At 63.3% G+C, this 18,495-nt stretch carries 18 protein-coding genes and 1 other RNA gene; 10 read left to right on the top strand and 9 right to left on the bottom strand.

The features are described 5' to 3' along the window. Positions 1 to 113: 113 nt before the first annotated feature. Positions 114 to 578 (top strand): H-NS family nucleoid-associated regulatory protein, encoded by a 465-nt coding sequence (locus VC212_RS05475; RefSeq protein ID WP_055848175.1) that lies wholly within the window; start codon positions 114 to 116, stop codon positions 576 to 578. Positions 579 to 637: 59 nt separating this feature from the next. Here VC212_RS05475 and VC212_RS05470 read toward each other — a convergent pair whose 3' ends face one another. Next, the gene (locus tag VC212_RS05470; RefSeq protein ID WP_055848172.1) at positions 638 to 1,897 is read right to left on the bottom strand and encodes a threonine/serine exporter family protein; all 1,260 of its coding nucleotides are present in this window, start codon (positions 1,895 to 1,897) and stop codon (positions 638 to 640) included. Positions 1,898 to 2,063: 166 nt separating this feature from the next. On the opposite strand from VC212_RS05470, the gene VC212_RS05465 reads away from it, so the two are divergent. The 4 genes from VC212_RS05465 to VC212_RS05450 all read left to right on the top strand — a co-directional run bounded on the left by VC212_RS05465 (position 2,064) and on the right by VC212_RS05450 (position 5,671). Next, on the top strand, positions 2,064 to 3,176 hold the full coding sequence (locus VC212_RS05465; RefSeq protein ID WP_055848169.1) for an ABC transporter permease: 1,113 nt from the start codon (positions 2,064 to 2,066) through the stop codon (positions 3,174 to 3,176). A gap of 85 nt (positions 3,177 to 3,261) precedes the next feature. Then, positions 3,262 to 4,101 carry an ABC transporter ATP-binding protein gene (locus tag VC212_RS05460; RefSeq protein WP_323514764.1) on the top strand — a complete coding sequence of 280 codons (840 nt, stop codon included), beginning with the start codon at positions 3,262 to 3,264 and terminating at the stop codon, positions 4,099 to 4,101. Between the two features lie 2 nt (positions 4,102 to 4,103). Further along, positions 4,104 to 5,030, top strand: coding sequence for an MlaD family protein (locus tag VC212_RS05455; RefSeq protein ID WP_055848166.1), 927 nt, complete (start codon positions 4,104 to 4,106; stop codon positions 5,028 to 5,030). After that, a complete protein-coding gene (locus tag VC212_RS05450; protein WP_055848162.1) occupies positions 5,027 to 5,671 on the top strand; it encodes an ABC-type transport auxiliary lipoprotein family protein in 645 nt (214 codons plus the stop codon). The genes VC212_RS05455 and VC212_RS05450 overlap by 4 nt, the downstream gene beginning before the upstream one ends. Positions 5,672 to 5,693: 22 nt before the next feature. Here VC212_RS05450 and VC212_RS05445 read toward each other — a convergent pair. Together VC212_RS05445 and VC212_RS05440 are read right to left on the bottom strand one after the other, a co-directional pair. After that, a non-coding RNA gene (locus VC212_RS05445) (sX9 sRNA) lies at positions 5,694 to 5,768 on the bottom strand. Positions 5,769 to 6,265: 497 nt separating this feature from the next. Continuing rightward, positions 6,266 to 6,865: an alpha-ketoglutarate-dependent dioxygenase AlkB gene (locus VC212_RS05440; RefSeq protein ID WP_323514765.1), complete on the bottom strand. Its 600-nt coding sequence runs from the start codon at positions 6,863 to 6,865 to the stop codon at positions 6,266 to 6,268. A 125-nt stretch (positions 6,866 to 6,990) separates the two neighbouring features. Here VC212_RS05440 and VC212_RS05435 point away from each other — a divergent pair, with 125 nt between their 5' ends. Further along, on the top strand, positions 6,991 to 8,640 hold the full coding sequence (locus tag VC212_RS05435; RefSeq protein ID WP_323514766.1) for an electron transfer flavoprotein-ubiquinone oxidoreductase: 1,650 nt from the start codon (positions 6,991 to 6,993) through the stop codon (positions 8,638 to 8,640). 30 nt (positions 8,641 to 8,670) lie between these two features. Here the strand turns inward: VC212_RS05435 and VC212_RS05430 are convergent, their stop codons facing one another. Together VC212_RS05430 and VC212_RS05425 are read right to left on the bottom strand one after the other, a co-directional pair. Continuing rightward, positions 8,671 to 9,303, bottom strand: coding sequence for a CoA transferase subunit B (locus tag VC212_RS05430; RefSeq protein WP_115554614.1), 633 nt, complete (start codon positions 9,301 to 9,303; stop codon positions 8,671 to 8,673). Next, entirely contained in the window at positions 9,303 to 10,034 is a 732-nt protein-coding gene (locus VC212_RS05425; RefSeq protein WP_323514767.1) for a CoA transferase subunit A, read from the bottom strand. Before VC212_RS05425 ends, VC212_RS05430 begins: the two co-directional genes overlap by 1 nt. Before the next feature lie 134 nt (positions 10,035 to 10,168). Here VC212_RS05425 and VC212_RS05420 point away from each other — a divergent pair, with 134 nt between their 5' ends. Together VC212_RS05420 and VC212_RS05415 are read left to right on the top strand one after the other, a co-directional pair. Continuing rightward, the gene (locus VC212_RS05420) at positions 10,169 to 11,515 is read left to right on the top strand and encodes a phosphomannomutase (RefSeq protein WP_115554616.1); all 1,347 of its coding nucleotides are present in this window, start codon (positions 10,169 to 10,171) and stop codon (positions 11,513 to 11,515) included. Between the two features lie 48 nt (positions 11,516 to 11,563). Then, a complete protein-coding gene (locus VC212_RS05415) occupies positions 11,564 to 12,967 on the top strand; it encodes a mannose-1-phosphate guanylyltransferase/mannose-6-phosphate isomerase (protein ID WP_323514768.1) in 1,404 nt (467 codons plus the stop codon). A 100-nt stretch (positions 12,968 to 13,067) separates the two neighbouring features. Here the strand turns inward: VC212_RS05415 and rfbD are convergent, their stop codons facing one another. Genes rfbD through rfbB form a run of 4 tightly spaced genes read right to left on the bottom strand, consistent with a single transcriptional unit; the run spans position 13,068 to position 16,522 of the window. Next, a complete protein-coding gene (gene rfbD, locus VC212_RS05410; protein WP_323514769.1) occupies positions 13,068 to 13,976 on the bottom strand; it encodes a dTDP-4-dehydrorhamnose reductase in 909 nt (302 codons plus the stop codon). Beyond that, positions 13,973 to 14,530: a dTDP-4-dehydrorhamnose 3,5-epimerase gene (rfbC, locus tag VC212_RS05405; RefSeq protein WP_115528927.1), complete on the bottom strand. Its 558-nt coding sequence runs from the start codon at positions 14,528 to 14,530 to the stop codon at positions 13,973 to 13,975. Before rfbC ends, rfbD begins: the two co-directional genes overlap by 4 nt. Continuing rightward, a complete protein-coding gene (gene rfbA / locus VC212_RS05400) occupies positions 14,527 to 15,414 on the bottom strand; it encodes a glucose-1-phosphate thymidylyltransferase RfbA (protein WP_115528928.1) in 888 nt (295 codons plus the stop codon). The genes rfbC and rfbA overlap by 4 nt, the downstream gene beginning before the upstream one ends. A gap of 52 nt (positions 15,415 to 15,466) precedes the next feature. Further along, a complete protein-coding gene (rfbB, locus tag VC212_RS05395) occupies positions 15,467 to 16,522 on the bottom strand; it encodes a dTDP-glucose 4,6-dehydratase (protein ID WP_323514770.1) in 1,056 nt (351 codons plus the stop codon). 230 nt (positions 16,523 to 16,752) lie between these two features. On the opposite strand from rfbB, the gene VC212_RS05390 reads away from it, so the two are divergent. Then, complete coding sequence (locus VC212_RS05390) at positions 16,753 to 17,499, top strand: electron transfer flavoprotein subunit beta/FixA family protein (protein WP_323514771.1); 747 nt, start codon at positions 16,753 to 16,755, stop codon at positions 17,497 to 17,499. After that, a complete protein-coding gene (locus VC212_RS05385; RefSeq protein ID WP_323514774.1) occupies positions 17,499 to 18,443 on the top strand; it encodes an electron transfer flavoprotein subunit alpha/FixB family protein in 945 nt (314 codons plus the stop codon). Before VC212_RS05390 ends, VC212_RS05385 begins: the two co-directional genes overlap by 1 nt. The last annotated feature ends 52 nt before the right edge of the window (positions 18,444 to 18,495 follow it).

Raw genomic sequence — 18,495 nt, 5'->3', positions numbered from 1 at the left:
AACACAAGGCGCCGAATTATTTCGGCGCATTTGTCATGCGGGTTTTCTGACATTATGATGGCCGCCGCTGCCAAGGATCGGCATTCTTTCTCTCTCAATCTTCCGGAGTCGCGATGTCGATCGATCTTTCTGGCCTGTCGGCCAAGCAGTTGGGCGCACTGATCAAAAATGCAAAGAAGCAGCAGACCGTGGTTGCCAAGCGCGCCCCGATCGCCAAGGTCCGCACGCAGCTGACCCGCGCGGCGAAAGCGCAGGGTTATTCCATCGAAGAATTGTTTGGTACCGCCGCCAGCGCCGGCCCGGGTCGTCCGGCCGCTGCCAGCAAGCCGGGTCCGCGCGCCGGCCGCAAGCTGGGCAAGGTTGCACCGAAGTACCGCAACCCGTCCAATACCCAGGAAACCTGGACCGGTCGCGGCAAGCAGCCGCGCTGGCTGGCCGAACTGACCGCTGCTGGCAAGAAGGTGGAAGACTTCCTGATCAGCAAGATTGGTGGCGGTGCAAAGAAGGCATCGGCAAAGAAGGCCGCGCCACGTAAAACGGTCACCAAGCGCGCCACCAAGAAGTCCAAGGCCGCTTGATCCAGACCAATAAAAACGCCGGCATTGCCGGCGTTTTTATTGGGTGATTTTCTGGCCGCTCATAAATTCTTGCGCGCCGGAATCAGCAAATTGCCAAACAGCAAACCGGCCATCAATGCCATCACAATATTGGTGACCGCCAACAATGCGGCTTGTCCGACACTGACATCCTGCTGTTGCACCAAGGTCAAAAAACCCCGCAGGCTGACACTACCGGGAACCAGCATGATGATGCCCGGCAATCGAATCAGCGCACCGGGTTTGTGCACCACCCGCCCAAACAGATTACCGGCGGCGGTCAATGCCATGGCCGAGGCAAATACTCCGGCCGGGCCACCCCAGGCATGCCCGGCATAACGCGCAATGACATAACCGGACATCGCTGCGGCCATGATCCATAAATAATCGCGCCGATTGGCCTTGAACAACACCGCAAACGCATAAGCGGCCACCAGCAACGACGCCCATTCCACCCAGCCGGCCTGCGGACGCAAGGCAGCCACCTGGGGGTGCAAGCCCACCAATTGGGTCAGCGTCACCGCGATCACGGCGCCTACCGTGAGCTTGAGCACCGTGGTCACCGCACCGGCCAGACGCGCCGTGCCGGAGACCCAGTGCTGACTGGCCAGCTCGTTGAATGCATTGGTCAGCGACATGCCTGGCAGCAGCACCACCAGCGAGGCAATGATGACCGTATTGAGATTCAACGGCCCGACCAGCGATGCCACCAGCGCGGCGACCACGCCAGCCAGCAGGCCAGCCAGCGCTTCGCCGGCTTCCTTGGTAGCGGCGCGCTTGTCGGTGTACTGGGTCAGCAGGCCGATCGACATGCCGATCGCGCCAGCGGTGGCGATATCCAGCCAGGGCAGCTTCCACAACCCGGCCACGCCGGCCGCGGCCAGACCGAAGGCCAGCACCTGCAAGGTCTTGCCGCGCCGATCGACTTCACGGTCCAGGCGGCGCAGCGCGGTGTGGCCCTGCGCAATGCTCATGCGCCCGTTGGCCACGCTGTCGGCCACGTAGTCGGCCACACTGAGCTTGTAGAGATCGTTCTCGCCCGGTGCCAGCCGGATCACGCGGGTGATGTCGCTGGAACCGATCGCCTTGGTCGGGTCGCTGAAGCTCAAGATGATGCCGGTGGGATTGGACCAAGGCTCGCAATCCAGCCCCAGCTTTTGCGATAGCCCGATCACCGCGGCCTCCAGGCGCTGCGCTGTTGTGCCATAGGAATGCAGACGCCCGGCGATTTCCGACACAAAGGCGACGCGCTGGGCGTAGGTGGCACTGGCGGACGGGAGAACGACGGTGGCAGCGGACATGCGTGGCGGGTCGGATCGGAAAAACGCCATACGGCGAGGACGTCAGTGTATGCCGCAGCGCGCGTGGCCGGCGCGCCCTCCGTCCATCCGAGGCCGTCGCAGCGAAGGCGCCCCCATCATTCGCTCACACCGGCCCTGTATGCTGGAGCCACGGACAGGCCACCCAATGATCAAACCGCAACCTCCACGCATCGAACAAGACTCGCAGGATCAGGCACAGGTCCGACTCGCCGGCAGTTGGGTCCTGGCGACCGCCCTGCCCCAGGCCGAACTGCTGCAAGCGGTGCCCGACGGGGTGCGTCGCATCGACGCGCGCGGCATCCAGCAACTGGATTCGGCCGGCGTGCTGCAACTGCTGCGCTTTGCCGGCCGCATGGGGCTGAAAGAAGACGCCATCGATTTCCGCGATGAACACCAGGCGCTGGTGTGCACCATCGAAGAACTCAACGACGAGCGCCCCAAGCCCAAGCGCGATTACGGCTTTGTCGCCGCACTCGACCGCCTGGGTCGCACCACCCACGGCGTCGGCCAGGGCATTCTGGAACTCAACAGTTTTCTGGGCGAAAACCTGGTCAAGATCATGCGGCTGATCCACGAGCCGCGCCGCTTCCGCCTCACCTCCACCGTGCATCACATGGAGCAGGTCGGACTGGATGCGGTGCCGCTGGTGGTGCTGCTGTCGTATCTGGTTGGCGCGGTGATCGCGTTTTTGGGCTCGACCATCCTGCGCGACTTCGGTGCGGAAATTTACGTGGTCGAGTTGGTGTCCATCGCGTTCCTGCGCGAATTTGCGGTACTGCTGACCGCGATTGTGTTGGCCGGGCGCACCGCCAGCGCGTTCACGGCGCAGATCGGCGCGATGAAATCGCGCGAAGAGGTCGATGCCATCCGAACGCTGGGGCTGGACCCGATCGACCTGCTGGTGATTCCGCGTCTGCTGGCGCTGATTTTTACCCTGCCGCTGCTGACCTTCATCGCGATGATCGCCGGCCTGGCCGGTGGCGTCACCGTAGGCGCATTCGATCTGGATATCCCGCCGCAGATGTATCTGGCGCGCATGCACGACACCATCCAGTTGCGACACTTCCTGGTCGGCTTGTCGAAGGCGCCGCTGTTTGCGCTGGTGATCGGCCTGATCGGTTGCCTGGAAGGGTTGAAGGTCAGCGGCACCGCGCAGTCGGTGGGCGAACGCACCACCTCGTCGGTGGTGCAGACGATTTCCTTGGTCATCATCCTCGACGCGATTGCGGCGTTGTGGTTCATGAAGATGGGGTGGTGATGGAACCGGGATTCGATCGTCGGGGTTTGGGAGTCGTGCAAGACAGCAGCGCTGTTGGCGCCCTGAGACGTGGGAGTGCGGTGCTGTGACCAATCTCGAATCCCCAGTCGCCAATCCCGGCACAGAGACGGAGGACGACGACCAGCTGGCGATCTCCGTGCGCGGGCTGACCAACCGGTTCGGTAGCCAGGTCGTGCACGAAGAACTCGACCTGGACGTACGCCGCGGCGAGATCCTGGGCGTGGTCGGCGGCTCGGGTACCGGTAAATCGGTGTTGATGCGCAGCATCCTGGGCCTGCGCGAGCCGGATGCCGGCAGCATCCAGGTGCTGGGTGCGGATGCGCGCTCCGGGCGTTTTGTCGACCGCCAGCACATCACCCGCAACACCGGCGTGCTGTTCCAGGATGGCGCGCTGTTTTCGTCGATGACCGTTGGCGAAAATGTGCAGGTGCCGTTGAAGGAACACCACGGCGAGTTTCCGGAGCGCTGGTATTTCGAACTGGCGCTGCTGAAGATCAAGCTCGCCGGCTTGCCGGCCGATGCGCTGGACAAGCTGCCCTCGCAATTGTCCGGCGGCATGCGCAAGCGCGCTGGCCTGGCGCGTGCGCTGGCGCTGGACCCGCCGCTGCTGTTTCTGGACGAGCCCACCGCCGGGCTGGACCCGATCGGCGCGGCCGCCTTCGACCGCTTGATCCGAACGCTGCAGCAGGCGCTGGGCCTGACCGTGTTCCTGATCACCCATGACCTGGATACGCTGTACGCCATCTGCGATCGCATCGCGGTGCTGGCCGATCGCAAGGTGATCGCCAACGCGCCGCTGGCCGAGGTCGAGCAGATCGATCACCCCTGGATCCAGGAATATTTCCACGGTCCGCGCGCCCGCGCCGCGCGCGCGGCCAAGACCGACTCCACCGAGACCGCCTGAGCATGGAAACAAAAGCCAATTACGTCCTGATCGGCGCCTTCACCATCGTGGCAGGCCTGGCCTTGCTGCTGTTCGGTCTGTGGGCCGCCAAGTACTCCTCCGATCGCACCTGGCAGCAGTACCGCGTGGTGTTCCGCGAGGCGGTCACCGGCCTGTCGGTCGGCAGCCCGGTGCAATACAACGGCATCGCGGTGGGCTCGATCACCGAACTGACGCTGGCCCCGAACGACCCGCGCCAGGTGGTCGCACACGTGCGCGTCAACTCCACCACACCGATCAAGAGCGATACCCGCGCCAAGCTGGCCATCACCAGCCTGACCGGCCCGTCGATCATCCAGCTCTCCGGCGGCACGCCCGAGGCGCCGACGCTGACCACCATCGACAAGAGCGATGCGCCGATCATCCAGACCACGCCCTCGGCGCTGCAGAACATCACCGATACCGCCAACCGCATCGTCGAGCGCATGGACGAAATGCTCTCCGACAAAAACGTGGCCAGCATTTCGGCCACGCTGCAGAACCTGGAAAAGATCAGCGGCGGCATCGCCGATCGCGACGAGGGCATGCAGGCGCTGATCGTCAGCGCGCGCGATGCCGCGCGCAATCTGGACACCACCCTGACCACCACCAACGGCACCATCAAGCGGCTGGATCAGAACCTGGTGCAGCAGCTGCCGGGCATCTTGAACAAGCTGGACGCAACGCTGGTCAAGCTGGATTCGGCCGCAGGTAACGCCGACAACATCCTTGGCGAAAACCGCGCAGCCATCAACAGTTTTGCCAACGATGGCCTGGGCCAGCTCGGACCGACACTGACCGAATTGCGCGGCCTGATCCGTGACCTGCGCCGGGTCAGCGACAAACTGGACAACAACCCTGCGCGCTACCTGCTTGGCCGCGACGCACCCAAGGAGTTCGAACCGAAATGACTGCCATGCGCCTGCTGCGTCCCCTGCTGTGCGTTTCGTTGCTGGCGCTGGGCGGCTGCTCGGTCCTGACCGGTGGCGACCAGAAGCCGGCCACGATCTACGCCCCCACCGTGCGCGTCACGCCCAATCCCACCTGGCCGCAGGTGACCTGGCAGCTGTCGGTCGCCAAGCCGAGCGCTGCCCGCATCATCGACAGCCCGCGCATCAACGTGCGCCCGACCCCGGGCGAGTTGCAGGTCTACCACGGCGCCGGCTGGGCGCAACCGGCCACCGACATGCTGGAAGACAGCGTGGTGCGTGCGTTCGAAGACTCCGGCAAGATCGCGGGGGTTGCGCGCATCGGCGCCGGGATCCGCTCGGACTACAAGCTGGCGATCGACGTGCGCCGCTTCGAAGCCGATTACGCCGGCCAGTCGGTGCCCTCGGCCACTATCGAACTCAACGCCAAGCTGCTGCATTCGTCCGATCAACGCGTGGCCGCCTCGCGCACCTTCCTGGTCGCACGCCCGTCCGCCAGCACCGACACCGCTGCGGTGGCCGTTGCCTTCGAGCAGGCGCTGACCCAGGTCACTACCGAGCTGGTCGGCTGGACGCTGACCACCGGGCAACAGGACAGCCAGAACTTGCCGCGTTCGTTGTGAGCGCAAGCGACGGACTTGGAGCTGCTGACAACACCTAGTGAGCAGTCGTTAGGTGGGAGCGGACAATGCGTGGAACCGGAGTTTACGAGTGGGACATACCGACTCCCAGCACCGGCCGCGCCCGCCTGTTGGCTGCCGCAAGGCGGCTGATCTGCGGGCTGGCTGCAAGGCCCTTGCCCACCCACCATCGCGGGACACGTTGCAAGTACGTCTTCGTAAGCTCCGTGGCGGCATCCATGCCGCCAAGGGTCCCGCGACGGTGAGCGGGCAAAGACCAGTCACGATGGTCGGTGCGCAAAGTTTCAGCACAACAACCAGCAAACCGCACGACGCGGTGGTTTCGTTCTTCAGCAAAAACACCAGCAAACGATCTGGTGCGGTGTCCTCACCGCTTGCGGGACCGTGTGGCGGCATGGATGCCGCCACCAAGCCCCCAGGGACGGGTTGACGGCGTGTCCCGCGCGCGGTGAGGGCACCGCCACTCAACCCACTCAGCGTTTGACCAGGGCTTCTGACTGCATCCACCAAGATGCAGACGACACAACCACCGCACTCACCACCAGGCGAGCGCTCGCTACGTTATGTGAGCCGCTTTTATCGCTGGAACACGCGCACCGCAATCTGCCGAAAGGTCAAATTGATCCGCTCCCCCACCGGGCGCGCAGTGCGCGGCAGCGCATGTTTGTAGTGCTGCTGGGTCTCGCCGGCCATCAACAACAGATCGCCGTGGCCGAGTTCCAGCGTCTGCTTCACTGCCGCATCGTCGCGATGCTTGAAGGCGAACCGTCGCGCCGCCCCCAGGCTGAGCGATGCAATCACCGGTTGCGCGCCCAGCTCCGGCTCGTCGTCGCTATGCCAGCCCATTGCATCGGCTCCACTGCGGTAGCGATTGACCAGCACGCTGTTGAACGGGCAACCGGCTTCATCCTGCAGACGGGCGCGTACGGGCTGCAGCGCCTCCAGCCACGGCTGCGGCGCAAATTGCGTGCCCGAGTAGCGATAGCTGGCGTCCGGATCGCCGATCCAGCTGCTCAGACGCGGCGAATCCACCACCCGCCCGAACATGCGGATGCGATGCACCTCCCACTGCACCTGTTCCAGCAACACCTGCATCAGCGCATCGGCCTGCGCGGCCTGCAACCAGCCACGACACCAATGGATCTGAGCTCCCGGCAATGCAACGCGCAGTTTCATGCGCAAACGCTAGCATGTGCGCGCCGGGGCACGCCCGCAGACGCGGATGAATCAACGCGATTTGCCGCCATCACATGCAATCCCGGAAAATACGCCCCAGCCATCGAGCCAACGGGAGCGGAGCAATGTCGGAAGCGGGAATCGGCGCGCAAGCGTCAGAGACGGTCGAGCGCGACGTCATGGAATACGACGTCGTCACCGTCGGTGCCGGTCCGGCCGGGCTATCGTTCGCGATCCGGCTCAAGCAGCTCAACCCCGAGTTGAGTGTGTGCGTGATCGAAAAGTCCAGCACCATCGGCGCGCATATCCTCTCCGGCGCGGTGATCGAACCCGGCCCGCTGGACGCGTTGCTGCCCGGCTGGCGCGATAACCCGCCGCCGATCTGCGTGGCCGCCACCGACGACGAATTCTGGTTCCTCGGCAAGGACAGCGCGCGCAAGTTCCCGGTGGTACCGCCGGGCATGCGTAACCACGGCAACTTCATCGTCAGCCTGGGCGCGATGTGCGCCTGGCTCGCTCCGCAGGCCGAAGCGCTGGGCGTGGAAATCTACCCCGGCTTTGCTGCCGCCGAAACGCTGCACGACGACAGCGGCCAGGTGGTGGGCGTGCGCATCGGCGATATGGGCGTGGCCAAGGATGGCTCGCACAAGCCCGGCTACACCGCCGGCATCGATATCCGCGCCAAGGTCACCGTGCTGGCCGAAGGCGCGCGCGGGCATCTGACCAAGCGCCTGCTCAAGCGCTTCGACCTCACCGCAGACAGCGACCCGCAAGGCTATTCCATCGGCATCAAGGAGCTGTGGCAGGTGCCCGAAGGCCGCGTCACGCCTGGCAAGATCGTGCACACCATCGGTTGGCCTGCGGACAACCGTACCTACGGCGGCAGCTTTCTGTATCACCTGGACAACAACCAGATCGCGCTTGGCTACGTCAGCGGACTGGACTACAGCGACCCGAAGTACCAGCCGTGGGAAGCCTTCCAGCAATGGAAAAACCACACGCTGATCAAGTCGTTGCTGGAAGGCGGCAGCGTCCTGTCGGCCGGCGCGCGCGCCATCGTCACCGGCGGTTGGCAGTCGCTACCCAAAGTCGAAATGCCCGGCGCCCTGCTGATCGGCGACACCGCCGGCTTGCTCAATGTGCCCAAGATCAAGGGCACCCATCAGGCGATTCGCAGCGGCATGCTCGCCGCCGAACACCTGGTGCAATCGCAGCTGGCCCCGCAGGGCTTCGATGCAAAACTGCGCGCCTCGGACGCGATGGCTGAGCTGAAGGAAGTCCGCAATATCAAACCCGGCTTCAAGAAAGGACTGTGGTTCGGCCTGCTAAATGCCGCCTGGGAAACCGCACTCAAGGGCGCCTCGCCCTGGACCCTGAAGAACAAGGCGGACTGGTCGGCGCTGCACAAGCTCGGCGAGTACGAGCAACCCAAGCGCGACTACGTCACCCGCGAACTGGCACCGCGCGACCGTTTGCAAGCGGTCTATTTCGCCGCCACCGAACACGACGAAGACCAACCGGTGCATCTGAAAGTCCTGGACACCGATGTCTGCGCCACCCGCTGCGTGGAGGAGTACGACAACCCCTGTACCCGCTTCTGCCCGGCCAACGTCTACGAAATGGTCGCAGACACCGCCAGCCCCAGCGGAAAGCGCCTGCAGATCAACGCCGCCAACTGCGTGCACTGCAAGACCTGCGACATCAAGGACCCCTACGAGATCATCACCTGGGTCACCCCGGAGGGTGGTTCGGGGCCGAACTACCAGAACCTGTAGAAATCAGGGGCCGTATCGGCCCCTGATTGTTTATGCGGCTTTGAACTCCACGCCAGTCTTGGCGCGCAACTCCTCCAGCCCCACCCCATCGGCCGCCTCCACCAAAACCAATCCGTCGGCGGTGACATCGAACACGGCCAGGTCGGTGATGATGCGGTCGACCACGCCCACGCCGGTCAATGGCAAGTCGCACGCAGGCAGGATCTTGTGGCTGCCATCCTTGGCCACGTGCTCCATCAGCACCACCACGCGCTTGACGCCGGCCACCAGGTCCATCGCGCCGCCCATGCCCTTGACCATCTTGCCGGGCACCATCCAGTTGGCCAGATCGCCGCGGTCGGTGACCTGCATCGCGCCGAGAATCGCCAGATCGATATGGCCGCCGCGGATCATCGCGAACGAGTCATGGCTGCCGAAGTAACTGGCACCGGCACGCGCAGTCACCGTCTGCTTGCCGGCATTGATCAGGTCCGCGTCCACTTCATCTTCGGTGGGGAACGGGCCGATGCCAAGCAGGCCGTTTTCCGATTGCAACCACACGTCCACGCCGTCGGGGATGTGATTGGCCACCAGCGTCGGCAGACCGATCCCCAAGTTGACGTAGGCGCCGTCGGTCAATTCGCGCGCCGCGCGTGCGGCCATCTGATCTCTGGTCCAGGCCATTACTGCTGTCCTTCGCGCACGGTGCGCTGTTCGATGCGTTTTTCCGGCGCCGTGTTGAGCACCAGTCGGTCGACGTAGATGCCCGGCAGATGCACGTGGTCCGGATCGATGGTGCCAAGGGCCACGATCTCTTCGACCTCGGCAATGCAGATGCGACCGGCCATGGCGCAGGCTGGATTGAAATTGCGCGCGGTCTTGCGAAACACCAGGTTGCCGGCGGTATCGGCGCGCCATGCCTTGACCAGCGCAACATCGGCATGCAGCGCGGTTTCCAGCACGTAGTGCTTGCCGTCGAATTCGCGGGTCTCCTTGCCCTCGGCCACGATGGTGCCGTAGCCGGTGGCGGTGTAGAACGCGGGAATTCCCGCACCGCCTGCACGCAGGCGCTCGGCCAGGGTGCCTTGCGGATTGAACTCAAGCTCGAGCTCGCCAGCCAGATATTGGCGCTCGAATTCCTTGTTTTCGCCCACGTAGGACGAAATCATCTTGCGGATCTGCCGGGTGGCCAATAGTTGACCAAGCCCGAATCCATCGACGCCGGCGTTATTGGAAATCACCGTCAATCCGCCGACCCCGCTGTCGCGTACGGCAGCGATCAGGGCTTCGGGAATCCCGCACAAACCAAAGCCGCCCACCGCCAGCGTCTGGCCATCGGCCAACACGCCATCCAGCGCCATCGTTGCATCGGCATAGCGTTTACCGCCGGCCTTACCCTCTTCATTGCTGCGCATCACCGCCCTCACCTCGCTGATGTGAAACGGTCATTCTATCCGCTGACTGTTCCCTGTCCCCGGTCGCAATTCCGCCACACCCAAGACACGGCGCACCCGCTAAACTCGGGTGTCCCCCACTTCAGGAATTGCCCATGACGCTACCCGCCTTCAAGGCCTACGATATTCGCGGCCGCGTGCCGGATGAACTCAACGAGGACTTGGCCCGTCGGATCGGCGTGGCACTGGCGGCGCAGCTGGATCAAGGGCCTGTGGTCCTGGGCCACGATGTGCGTCTGGCCAGCCCGGCCTTGCAGGAAGCGCTGTCGGCAGGCCTGCGCGCCAGCGGCCGCGAGGTGATCGACATCGGCCTGTGCGGCACCGAGGAGGTCTATTTCCAGACCGATTACCTCAAGGCCGCCGGCGGCGTGATGGTCACCGCCAGCCACAATCCGATGGACTACAACGGCATGAAGTTGGTGCGCGAGCAAGCGCGGCCGATCAGCTCCGATACCGGCCTGTTCGCGATCCGCGACACGGTCGCTGCCGATACCGCTGCAGCCGGCGAGCCCACCGCAAGCGAGCAGAGCCGCACCGACAAGACCGCCTACCTGGAGCACCTGCTCAGCTACGTCGACCGCAGCACGCTCAAGCCGCTCAAGCTGGTGGTCAATGCGGGCAACGGCGGTGCGGGCCTGATCGTGGATCTGCTTGCACCGCACCTGCCGTTCGAATTCGTGCGCGTGTTCCATGAGCCGGATGGCAATTTCCCCAACGGCATTCCGAACCCGCTGCTGCCGGAAAACCGCGCCGCCACCGCCAAGGCGGTCAAGGAACACGGCGCAGATTTCGGCATCGCGTGGGATGGCGATTTCGACCGCTGCTTCTTCTTCGATCACACCGGCCGCTTCATCGAAGGCTATTACCTGGTCGGTTTGCTGGCGCAGGCCATTTTGGCCAAGCAGCCGGGCGGCAAAGTCGTGCACGACCCGCGTCTGACCTGGAACACGGTCGAGCAGGTCGAAGAAGCCGGCGGCATTCCGGTGCTGTGCAAGAGCGGCCACGCTTTCATCAAGGAAAAAATGCGCAGCGAAAACGCCGTGTATGGCGGCGAGATGAGTGCGCACCATTATTTCCGCGAGTTTGCCTACGCCGATTCCGGAATGATTCCGTGGCTGTTGATCGCCGAGCTGGTGTCGCAGTCCGGTCGTTCGCTGGCCGATCTGGTCGAATCACGTATGCAGAAGTTCCCGTGCAGCGGCGAAATCAACTTCAAGGTCGCCGATGCCAAGGCATCGGTCGCCCGCGTGATGGAACACTACGCCGACCTGTCGCCCGAACTGGACTACACCGACGGCATCAGCGCGGATTTCGGCCAGTGGCGCTTCAACCTGCGCAGCTCCAACACCGAGCCGCTGCTGCGGCTGAACGTGGAAACGCGCGGCGACGCCGCACTGCTGGAAAGCCGCACGCAAGAGATTTCAGACTTGCTACGCGGTTGATTCATCTCCTCTCCCACCTATAGACGCACTTTGGAGTTTCCCCCGCCCATGAGCGACGTCCTACCCATCATTTTGTCCGGCGGTTCCGGCACGCGCCTGTGGCCGCTGTCGCGCGAATCCTATCCCAAGCAGTTCCTGCCGCTGGTCGGCGACAAAAGCATGCTGCAGGCCACCTGGCTGCGCTCGGCTCCGGTCGCAGGCCATGCGCCGATCGTGGTTGCCAACGAAGAACATCGCTTCATGGCCGCCGAGCAGCTGCAGCAACTCGGCGTAAAGCCGTCAGCGATTCTGCTGGAACCCAAGGGACGCAATACGGCGCCGGCGATCGCGGTCGCGGCCCTGGAAGCCATGCGCGACGGTGCCGACCCGCTGTTGCTGGTCCTTCCGTCCGATCATGTGATTCAGAATGAAGCCGCGTTTCAGGCCGCGGTGACGGCAGCGGCTGCTGCGGCCGAGCAAGGCAAGCTGGTGACCTTCGGCATCAAGCCGACAGCGCCCGAGACCGGCTACGGCTATATCAAGGCCGGTGCCGGTACTGGTGTCACTGCCGTTGAGCGTTTCGTCGAGAAGCCCGACTTGGCCACCGCGCAGAGTTACCTTGCCAGCGGCGAGTACTACTGGAACAGCGGCATGTTCCTGTTCCGTGCCTCGCGTTACCTGGAGGAACTGCGCAAGTTCCACCCGGCCATTGCCGATGCCTGCCAGAAAGCCTGGGAAAACGGCAAGCGCGATGCCGACTTCACCCGCCTGGACAAGGACGCATTCGCCGCCAGCCCGTCGGATTCGATCGACTACGCGGTGATGGAAAAGACCGCCGATGCGGTCGTCGTCCCGCTGGATGCTGGCTGGAACGATGTCGGTTCGTGGTCGTCGCTGCTGGACGTGTCCGAGCAGGACGCCCACGGCAATGCGCATCATGGCGACGTGATCCAGATGGACTGCCGCAATACCTATGCCTATGGCTCGCGTCTGATCGCCATGGTCGGCCTGGAAGACGTGGTCGTCGTCGAGACGCCGGACGCCGTGCTGGTCGGTCACCGCGATCGTATTCAGGAGGTCAAGGACGTGGTTGGCCGCATCAAGGCCGATGGCCGGTCCGAAGCCACCTGGCACCGCAAGGTCTATCGTCCGTGGGGCGCCTACGATTCGATCGACATGGGCCAACGTCATCAGGTCAAGCGCATCACCGTCAAACCCGGTGCAGTGCTGAGCTTGCAGATGCACCACCATCGCGCCGAACACTGGATCGTGGTGAGCGGTACCGCTGAAGTCACCCGTGGCGACGAGGTTCTGCTGCTGACCGAAAACCAGAGTACCTACATCCCGCTGGGCGTGACTCACCGTCTGCGCAATCCGGGCAAGTTGCCGCTGGAATTGATCGAAGTGCAGTCCGGCAGTTATCTGGGCGAAGACGACATCGTACGTTTTGAAGATACCTACGGGCGCGCCTGATCGGTCGCCTGCAGGATCGCTTTAGAAAAACAGCCGGGATTCCCGGCTGTTTTTCTTTGTGAATCTGGTGCGCAGTATTACTGCCGCCTAGCCGCTGCAATCAGCGTTTGGCCGCAGCCAACTCGGTAATCACCTGCTGCAACCCAGCTTGCCACTGCGGCAGCACGATGCCGAAATCGTTCTGCAGCTTGTCGATCGATAACCGCGAGTATGCAGGCCGCTTTGCTGGCGTCGGGTAATCCGCTGTGGTGATGGGCACGACACGCGGCGCGCGCGCCAGCAAACCCGCCGCGACGGCTTTCTCGAAGATGGCCTCGGCAAACCCGTGCCAGCTGGTCTGGCCGGCAGCAGTCAGGTGCCAGGTGCCCGATGTGCCGGGACTGCGTTGACGCAGCAGCTGCGCGGTGACATCGGCAATCAATGCCGCCGGCGTTGGCGTACCGATCTGGTCGGCAACCACGCGCAGCTCATCGCGCTCTGCACCCACGCGCAACATCGTGCGCAGGAAGTTGGCGCCATGCGAGGCGTACACCCAGGCCGTACGCAGGATCAGATGCTGAGCGCCTGACGCGCGGATCGCCTGCTCACCAGCGAGCTTGGTTTCGCCATACACACCCAGCGGCGAAGTTTGCGACTCTTCGCGATAGGGCGCAGTGCCTTGCCCGTCGAAAACGTAATCAGTGGAGTAATGCACCAATGGCACGTCGTGCACGGCACACCACTGCGCGATGACGCCTGGAGATTGCGCATTTGCCCGCATGGCGCTGTCGCGATCCTGCTCGGCCCGATCCACCGCCGTATAGGCGGCGGCATTGACCACAGCCGTCGGATTGAGGCGATCCAGCAAACCGGTCAACGTGTCCGGTGCGTCGAAATCCGCGATTTCGCAGGCGCTACCATCAGGCAATTGACCACTGCGTGTGGTCGCGGTCACCGCACCATCGGCAGCAAGTGCGCGCAGCAATTCGGTGCCGACCTGACCGTTTGCGCCGAAGACCAAGGTGGTCACGGCGAAAACACCGGCAGGCGCTCAACCGGCATATCGGCCAGGAACGGCGCAACTGCATCCTTGGCGGAGAGCACCGGATCGCTGATCGGCCAGTCGATCCCGATTGCCGCGTCGTCCCATCGCACACCTGCATCGGCTTCCTTGACGTAGACGTCAGTGCACAGATAGCTGAAGACCGCACGCTCCGACAGCACCGCAAAGCCGTGCGCAAAGCCTTCCGGAATCCAGAGTTGCTTCTTGTTTTCTGCGCTCAATACCACTGCCGCCCACTGGCCGAAGGTGGGCGATCCATGACGTACGTCAACAGCCACGTCGTAAACCTCGCCTTCGAGCACGCTAACCAGCTTGCCCTGCGGTCGCGGCCATTGGTAGTGCAAGCCGCGCAACACGCCTTTGGCCGAAGTCGACACGTTGCTTTGCACGAATCGTGTCGGCAAGCCCTGTTGACCAAAGCGTTCTGCGTTCCAGGTTTCGAAAAAGTAGCCGCGTTCATCGCCAAACACTGCCGGCTCGATCACCACGCAGCCAGACAGCTTGGTTTCAATCACTTTCATGGAACAACTCCCCGCAACGCCAGCGCATGCAGGTATTGACCGTACCCATTCTTCGACAACGGCGCTGCTAGGCGCTCCAGCTGCTCGGCATCGATCCAACCCTGCCCGAAGGCGATTTCTTCTGGGCAGCACACCTGCAAGCCCTGTCGCATCTGGATCGTCTCGATGAAATTTGCAGCTTCATGAAGCGACTGATGCGTTCCAGTATCCAGCCAGGCGTAGCCGCGTCCCAATGGCTCCAGGTGCAGGTCGCCCGCATCGAGATAGCAGCGATTGAGATCGGTAATCTCCAGCTCACCGCGTGGCGATGGCTTCAGCGCCGCAGCGTAGTCGCTAGCCTTGCCATCGTAGAAATACAGACCCGTGACCGCGTAGTTGGAGCGGGGTTTTTCCGGCTTTTCGGCAATGTCGATAACCTTGCCCTGCTGATCGAATTCGGCAACGCCGTAGCGCTCCGGGTCATTGACCCAGTAACCGAAGACGGTTGCCCCCTGCTCACGCGCATCGGCGCGGCGCAGGGTCTCGGTCAGCCCATGACCATGAAAAATATTGTCGCCCAATACCAGGCAGCTCGGCTTGCCATCGACGAAATCGCGACCGATCAGATACGCCTGCGCCAGTCCATCGGGACTCGGTTGCACGGCATATTGGATATTGACGCCCCACTGCGAGCCATCGCCCAACAGCGACTGAAACAACGCCTGCTCATGCGGTGTATTGATGATCAGGATATCCCGGATGCCCGCCAGCATCAGAACACTGAGCGGGTAATAGATCATCGGCTTGTCATACACCGGCAGCAACTGCTTGCTGACGCCCTTGGTGATTGGATACAGGCGCGTGCCGGATCCACCCGCCAGAATGATGCCTTTGCGTTGTGTCATGAGAGCTTCCTTGGGAGGTCCGCACATCTGTGCGGACACTGAAGATGGAGTGTTATGCCGTCGCGCCGATGCGTTCCAGGCGATAGCTTCCGTCCAATACACCCTGTACCCACGCCTGATTGGTCAAGTACCACTCGATCGTCTGCGCAATCCCTTGCTCGAAGGTATACGCAGGCTCCCACCCCAGGTCGTTCTTCAACTTGGAGGCGTCGATCGCATAGCGACGGTCATGCCCTGGGCGATCAGTGACGTAGGTGATTTGGCTCGCACGCGGCTTGCCGTCTTCGCGCGGACGATGCTGATCCAGCAGCGCGCAGATCGCCTGCACGACCTCAATATTCTGGCGTTCGGAGTTGCCGCCCACATTGTAGGTCTCGCCGACCTTGCCTTTGGCCAACACGGTCCGGATCGCCTCGCAATGGTCACTGACAAACAGCCAGTCGCGCACCTGCTTGCCATCGCCGTAAACCGGCAGCGGTTCGCCCGCCAGTGCCTTGGCGATGACCAGCGGAATAAGCTTTTCGGGGAAGTGGTACGGGCCGTAGTTATTCGAGCAATTGGTGGTCAGCACCGGCAGCCCGTAGGTGTGGTGGAACGCACGCACCAGATGATCCGACGCTGCCTTGGAAGCCGAGTACGGCGAATTGGGCGCGTAGGGCGTGGTTTCGGTGAACTTGCCGGTCTCTCCGAGCGTACCGTAGACCTCGTCAGTGGACACGTGCAGAAAACGGAACGCGTCACGGCGCGCCTCCGGCAATGCCTTCCAGTAGTTGCGAACGGCCTCGAGCAACGCCAGGGTGCCGACCACATTGGTCTGGATGAAGGCGCCCGGGCCTTCGATCGAGCGGTCCACATGGCTTTCGGCTGCGAAGTTCAGTACGGCGTCGGGCTGGTGTTCTTGCAGCAGGCGGGTGACGAGCGCTCCGTCGCCGATATCGCCCTTGACGAACACGTGGTCAGCGTTGCCCTCCAGCGACGCCAACGTGTTCAGATTTCCTGCATAGGTCAACGCATCCAGATTGACCACGCGAATTCCGCGGGAGACCGCCTCGAGTACAAAATTGCCGCCGATGAAGCCTGCACCGCCTGTTACTAGCCAAGTCGCCACTGTCTACCCCTCCTGGTCGCGCGCCAAACGCGCTGCGTTTTCAAGCCACACAGGATATACGGTCCCGGCATTATCGGACTTAAGCGCGAGCGACTCCGCATGGCGCACCTGACGCACCGCAACATCCATACGCCATCGCATGGTGGATGCTCCCCGGTTAGAATGGGCGCACTCCCGAGCCTGCCGCCGCGGCCGGGCCTTCCCGCAATAGCTGAAGGATCTCGTACACGATGAAAATCCTCGTCGCCTACAAGCGCGTGGTGGACTACAACGTCCGCATTCAGGTCAAGCCGGATGGCTCCGGCGTGGTGACCGACGGCGTCAAGCTTTCGCCCAACCCGTTCGACGAAATCGCCCTGGAAGAAGCATTGCGCCTGCGCGATGCCGGCATCGCCACCGAGGTGGTGGTCGCCACCCTGGCGCCAGCCGATGCTGCCGCACATCTGCGCAACGGCCTGGCGATGGGTGCCAACCGCGCCATCCATGTGGTGACCGATGCTGCCATCCAGCCGCTGACCGCCGCACGCGCGCTGCTGAAGCTGGTCGAAAAGGAGCAGCCTGATCTGGTGATCCTGGGCAAGCAGGCCATCGACGACGACGCCAACCAGACCGGCCAGATGCTGGCCACCTTGTGGGGCCGCCCGCAGGCGACCTTCGCGGGCAAGCTGGTGGTCGCCGATGGCAAAGCCACGGTGACGCGCGAGGTCGATGCTGGCCTGGAAACGCTGGAGGTCGATCTGCCAGCGGTGATCACGACCGATCTGCGCCTGAACGAGCCGCGCTTCATCAAGCTGCCGGACATCATGAAGGCCAAGAGCAAGCCGATGGAAACCCTGGCATTCGCTGATCTAAGCGTGGACGCGCACGACAGTCTCACCACCACCCACTATGCGGCGCCGGCCAAGCGCAGCCGCGGCGCGATGGTCAAGGACGCCGCCGAACTGGTAGCCGCACTCAAGCAGAAGGGGTTGTTGTAATGGCCAAGATTCTTGTCGTCGCCGAACACCTCAACGGCCAGCTCAATGCGGCCACCGCCAAGACCCTGAGCGCGGCCCTGGCGGTATCCGCCGAGTCGATCGACGTGGTCGTACTGGCGGCCGACCCGGCCGCCGTTGCAGCCCAGGCCGCACAGCTGGCCGGTGTCGCCCGGGTGCTGACCGTGGCCAACGCCGCCAACGAACACGCGCTTGCTCAGGTGCTTGGACCCCAGATCGCACAGCTGGCCGGTCAGGGTTACACCCATGTCTTCGGCCCCTCCACCACCTTCGGCAAGGACCTGATGCCGGTGGTGGCCGCGCTGCTGGGCGTGAACCAGATTTCCGACCTGATGACCGTCGAAGATGCGCACACCTTCAAGCGTCCGATTTATGCAGGCAATGCCATCATTACGGTGAAGTCTCCGGCCGACCAGATCGTCGTGGCGACCGTGCGTAGCGCCTCGTGGCCGGAAGCGGCTAGCGGCGGAAGCGCAGCAGTCGAGTCCGTTAGCATCGAGGTCACACTGCCGACCCACACCCGCTTCATCGACCTGGCTGCAGGCAATTCCGACCGCCCCGACCTGCAGAGCGCCAAGCGTGTGGTGTCCGGTGGTCGCGGCGTCGGCTCGGCAGAGAACTTCAAGCACATCTACAGCCTGGCCGACAAACTCGGCGCCGCCGTCGGTGCCTCGCGCGCTGCAGTCGATGCCGGCTACGTCCCCAACGAGCTGCAGGTCGGCCAGACCGGCAAGATCATCGCGCCCGAACTGTACGTGGCAATCGGCATCAGTGGCGCCATCCAGCATCTGACCGGCATCAAGGACGCTGGCACCATCGTGGCGATCAACAAGGATCCGGAGTCGCCGATCTTTGAGATTGCGGATATTGGGTTGGTGGGAGATTTGTTTACGCTTCTGCCCGAACTCGAATCTGCACTAAGCTAGCGCTCCATTTTGGACAGCTTGCCGGCTGCCATATTTCAATACTTCAGGATTT

Origin of the sequence: Xanthomonas sp. WHRI 8932A (assembly GCF_035012785.1) — a bacterium.
Lineage (GTDB): Bacteria > Pseudomonadota > Gammaproteobacteria > Xanthomonadales > Xanthomonadaceae > Xanthomonas.
Note: the sequence above shows the minus strand (reverse complement) of the source record. Positions and strands in the feature narration are given on the sequence as shown.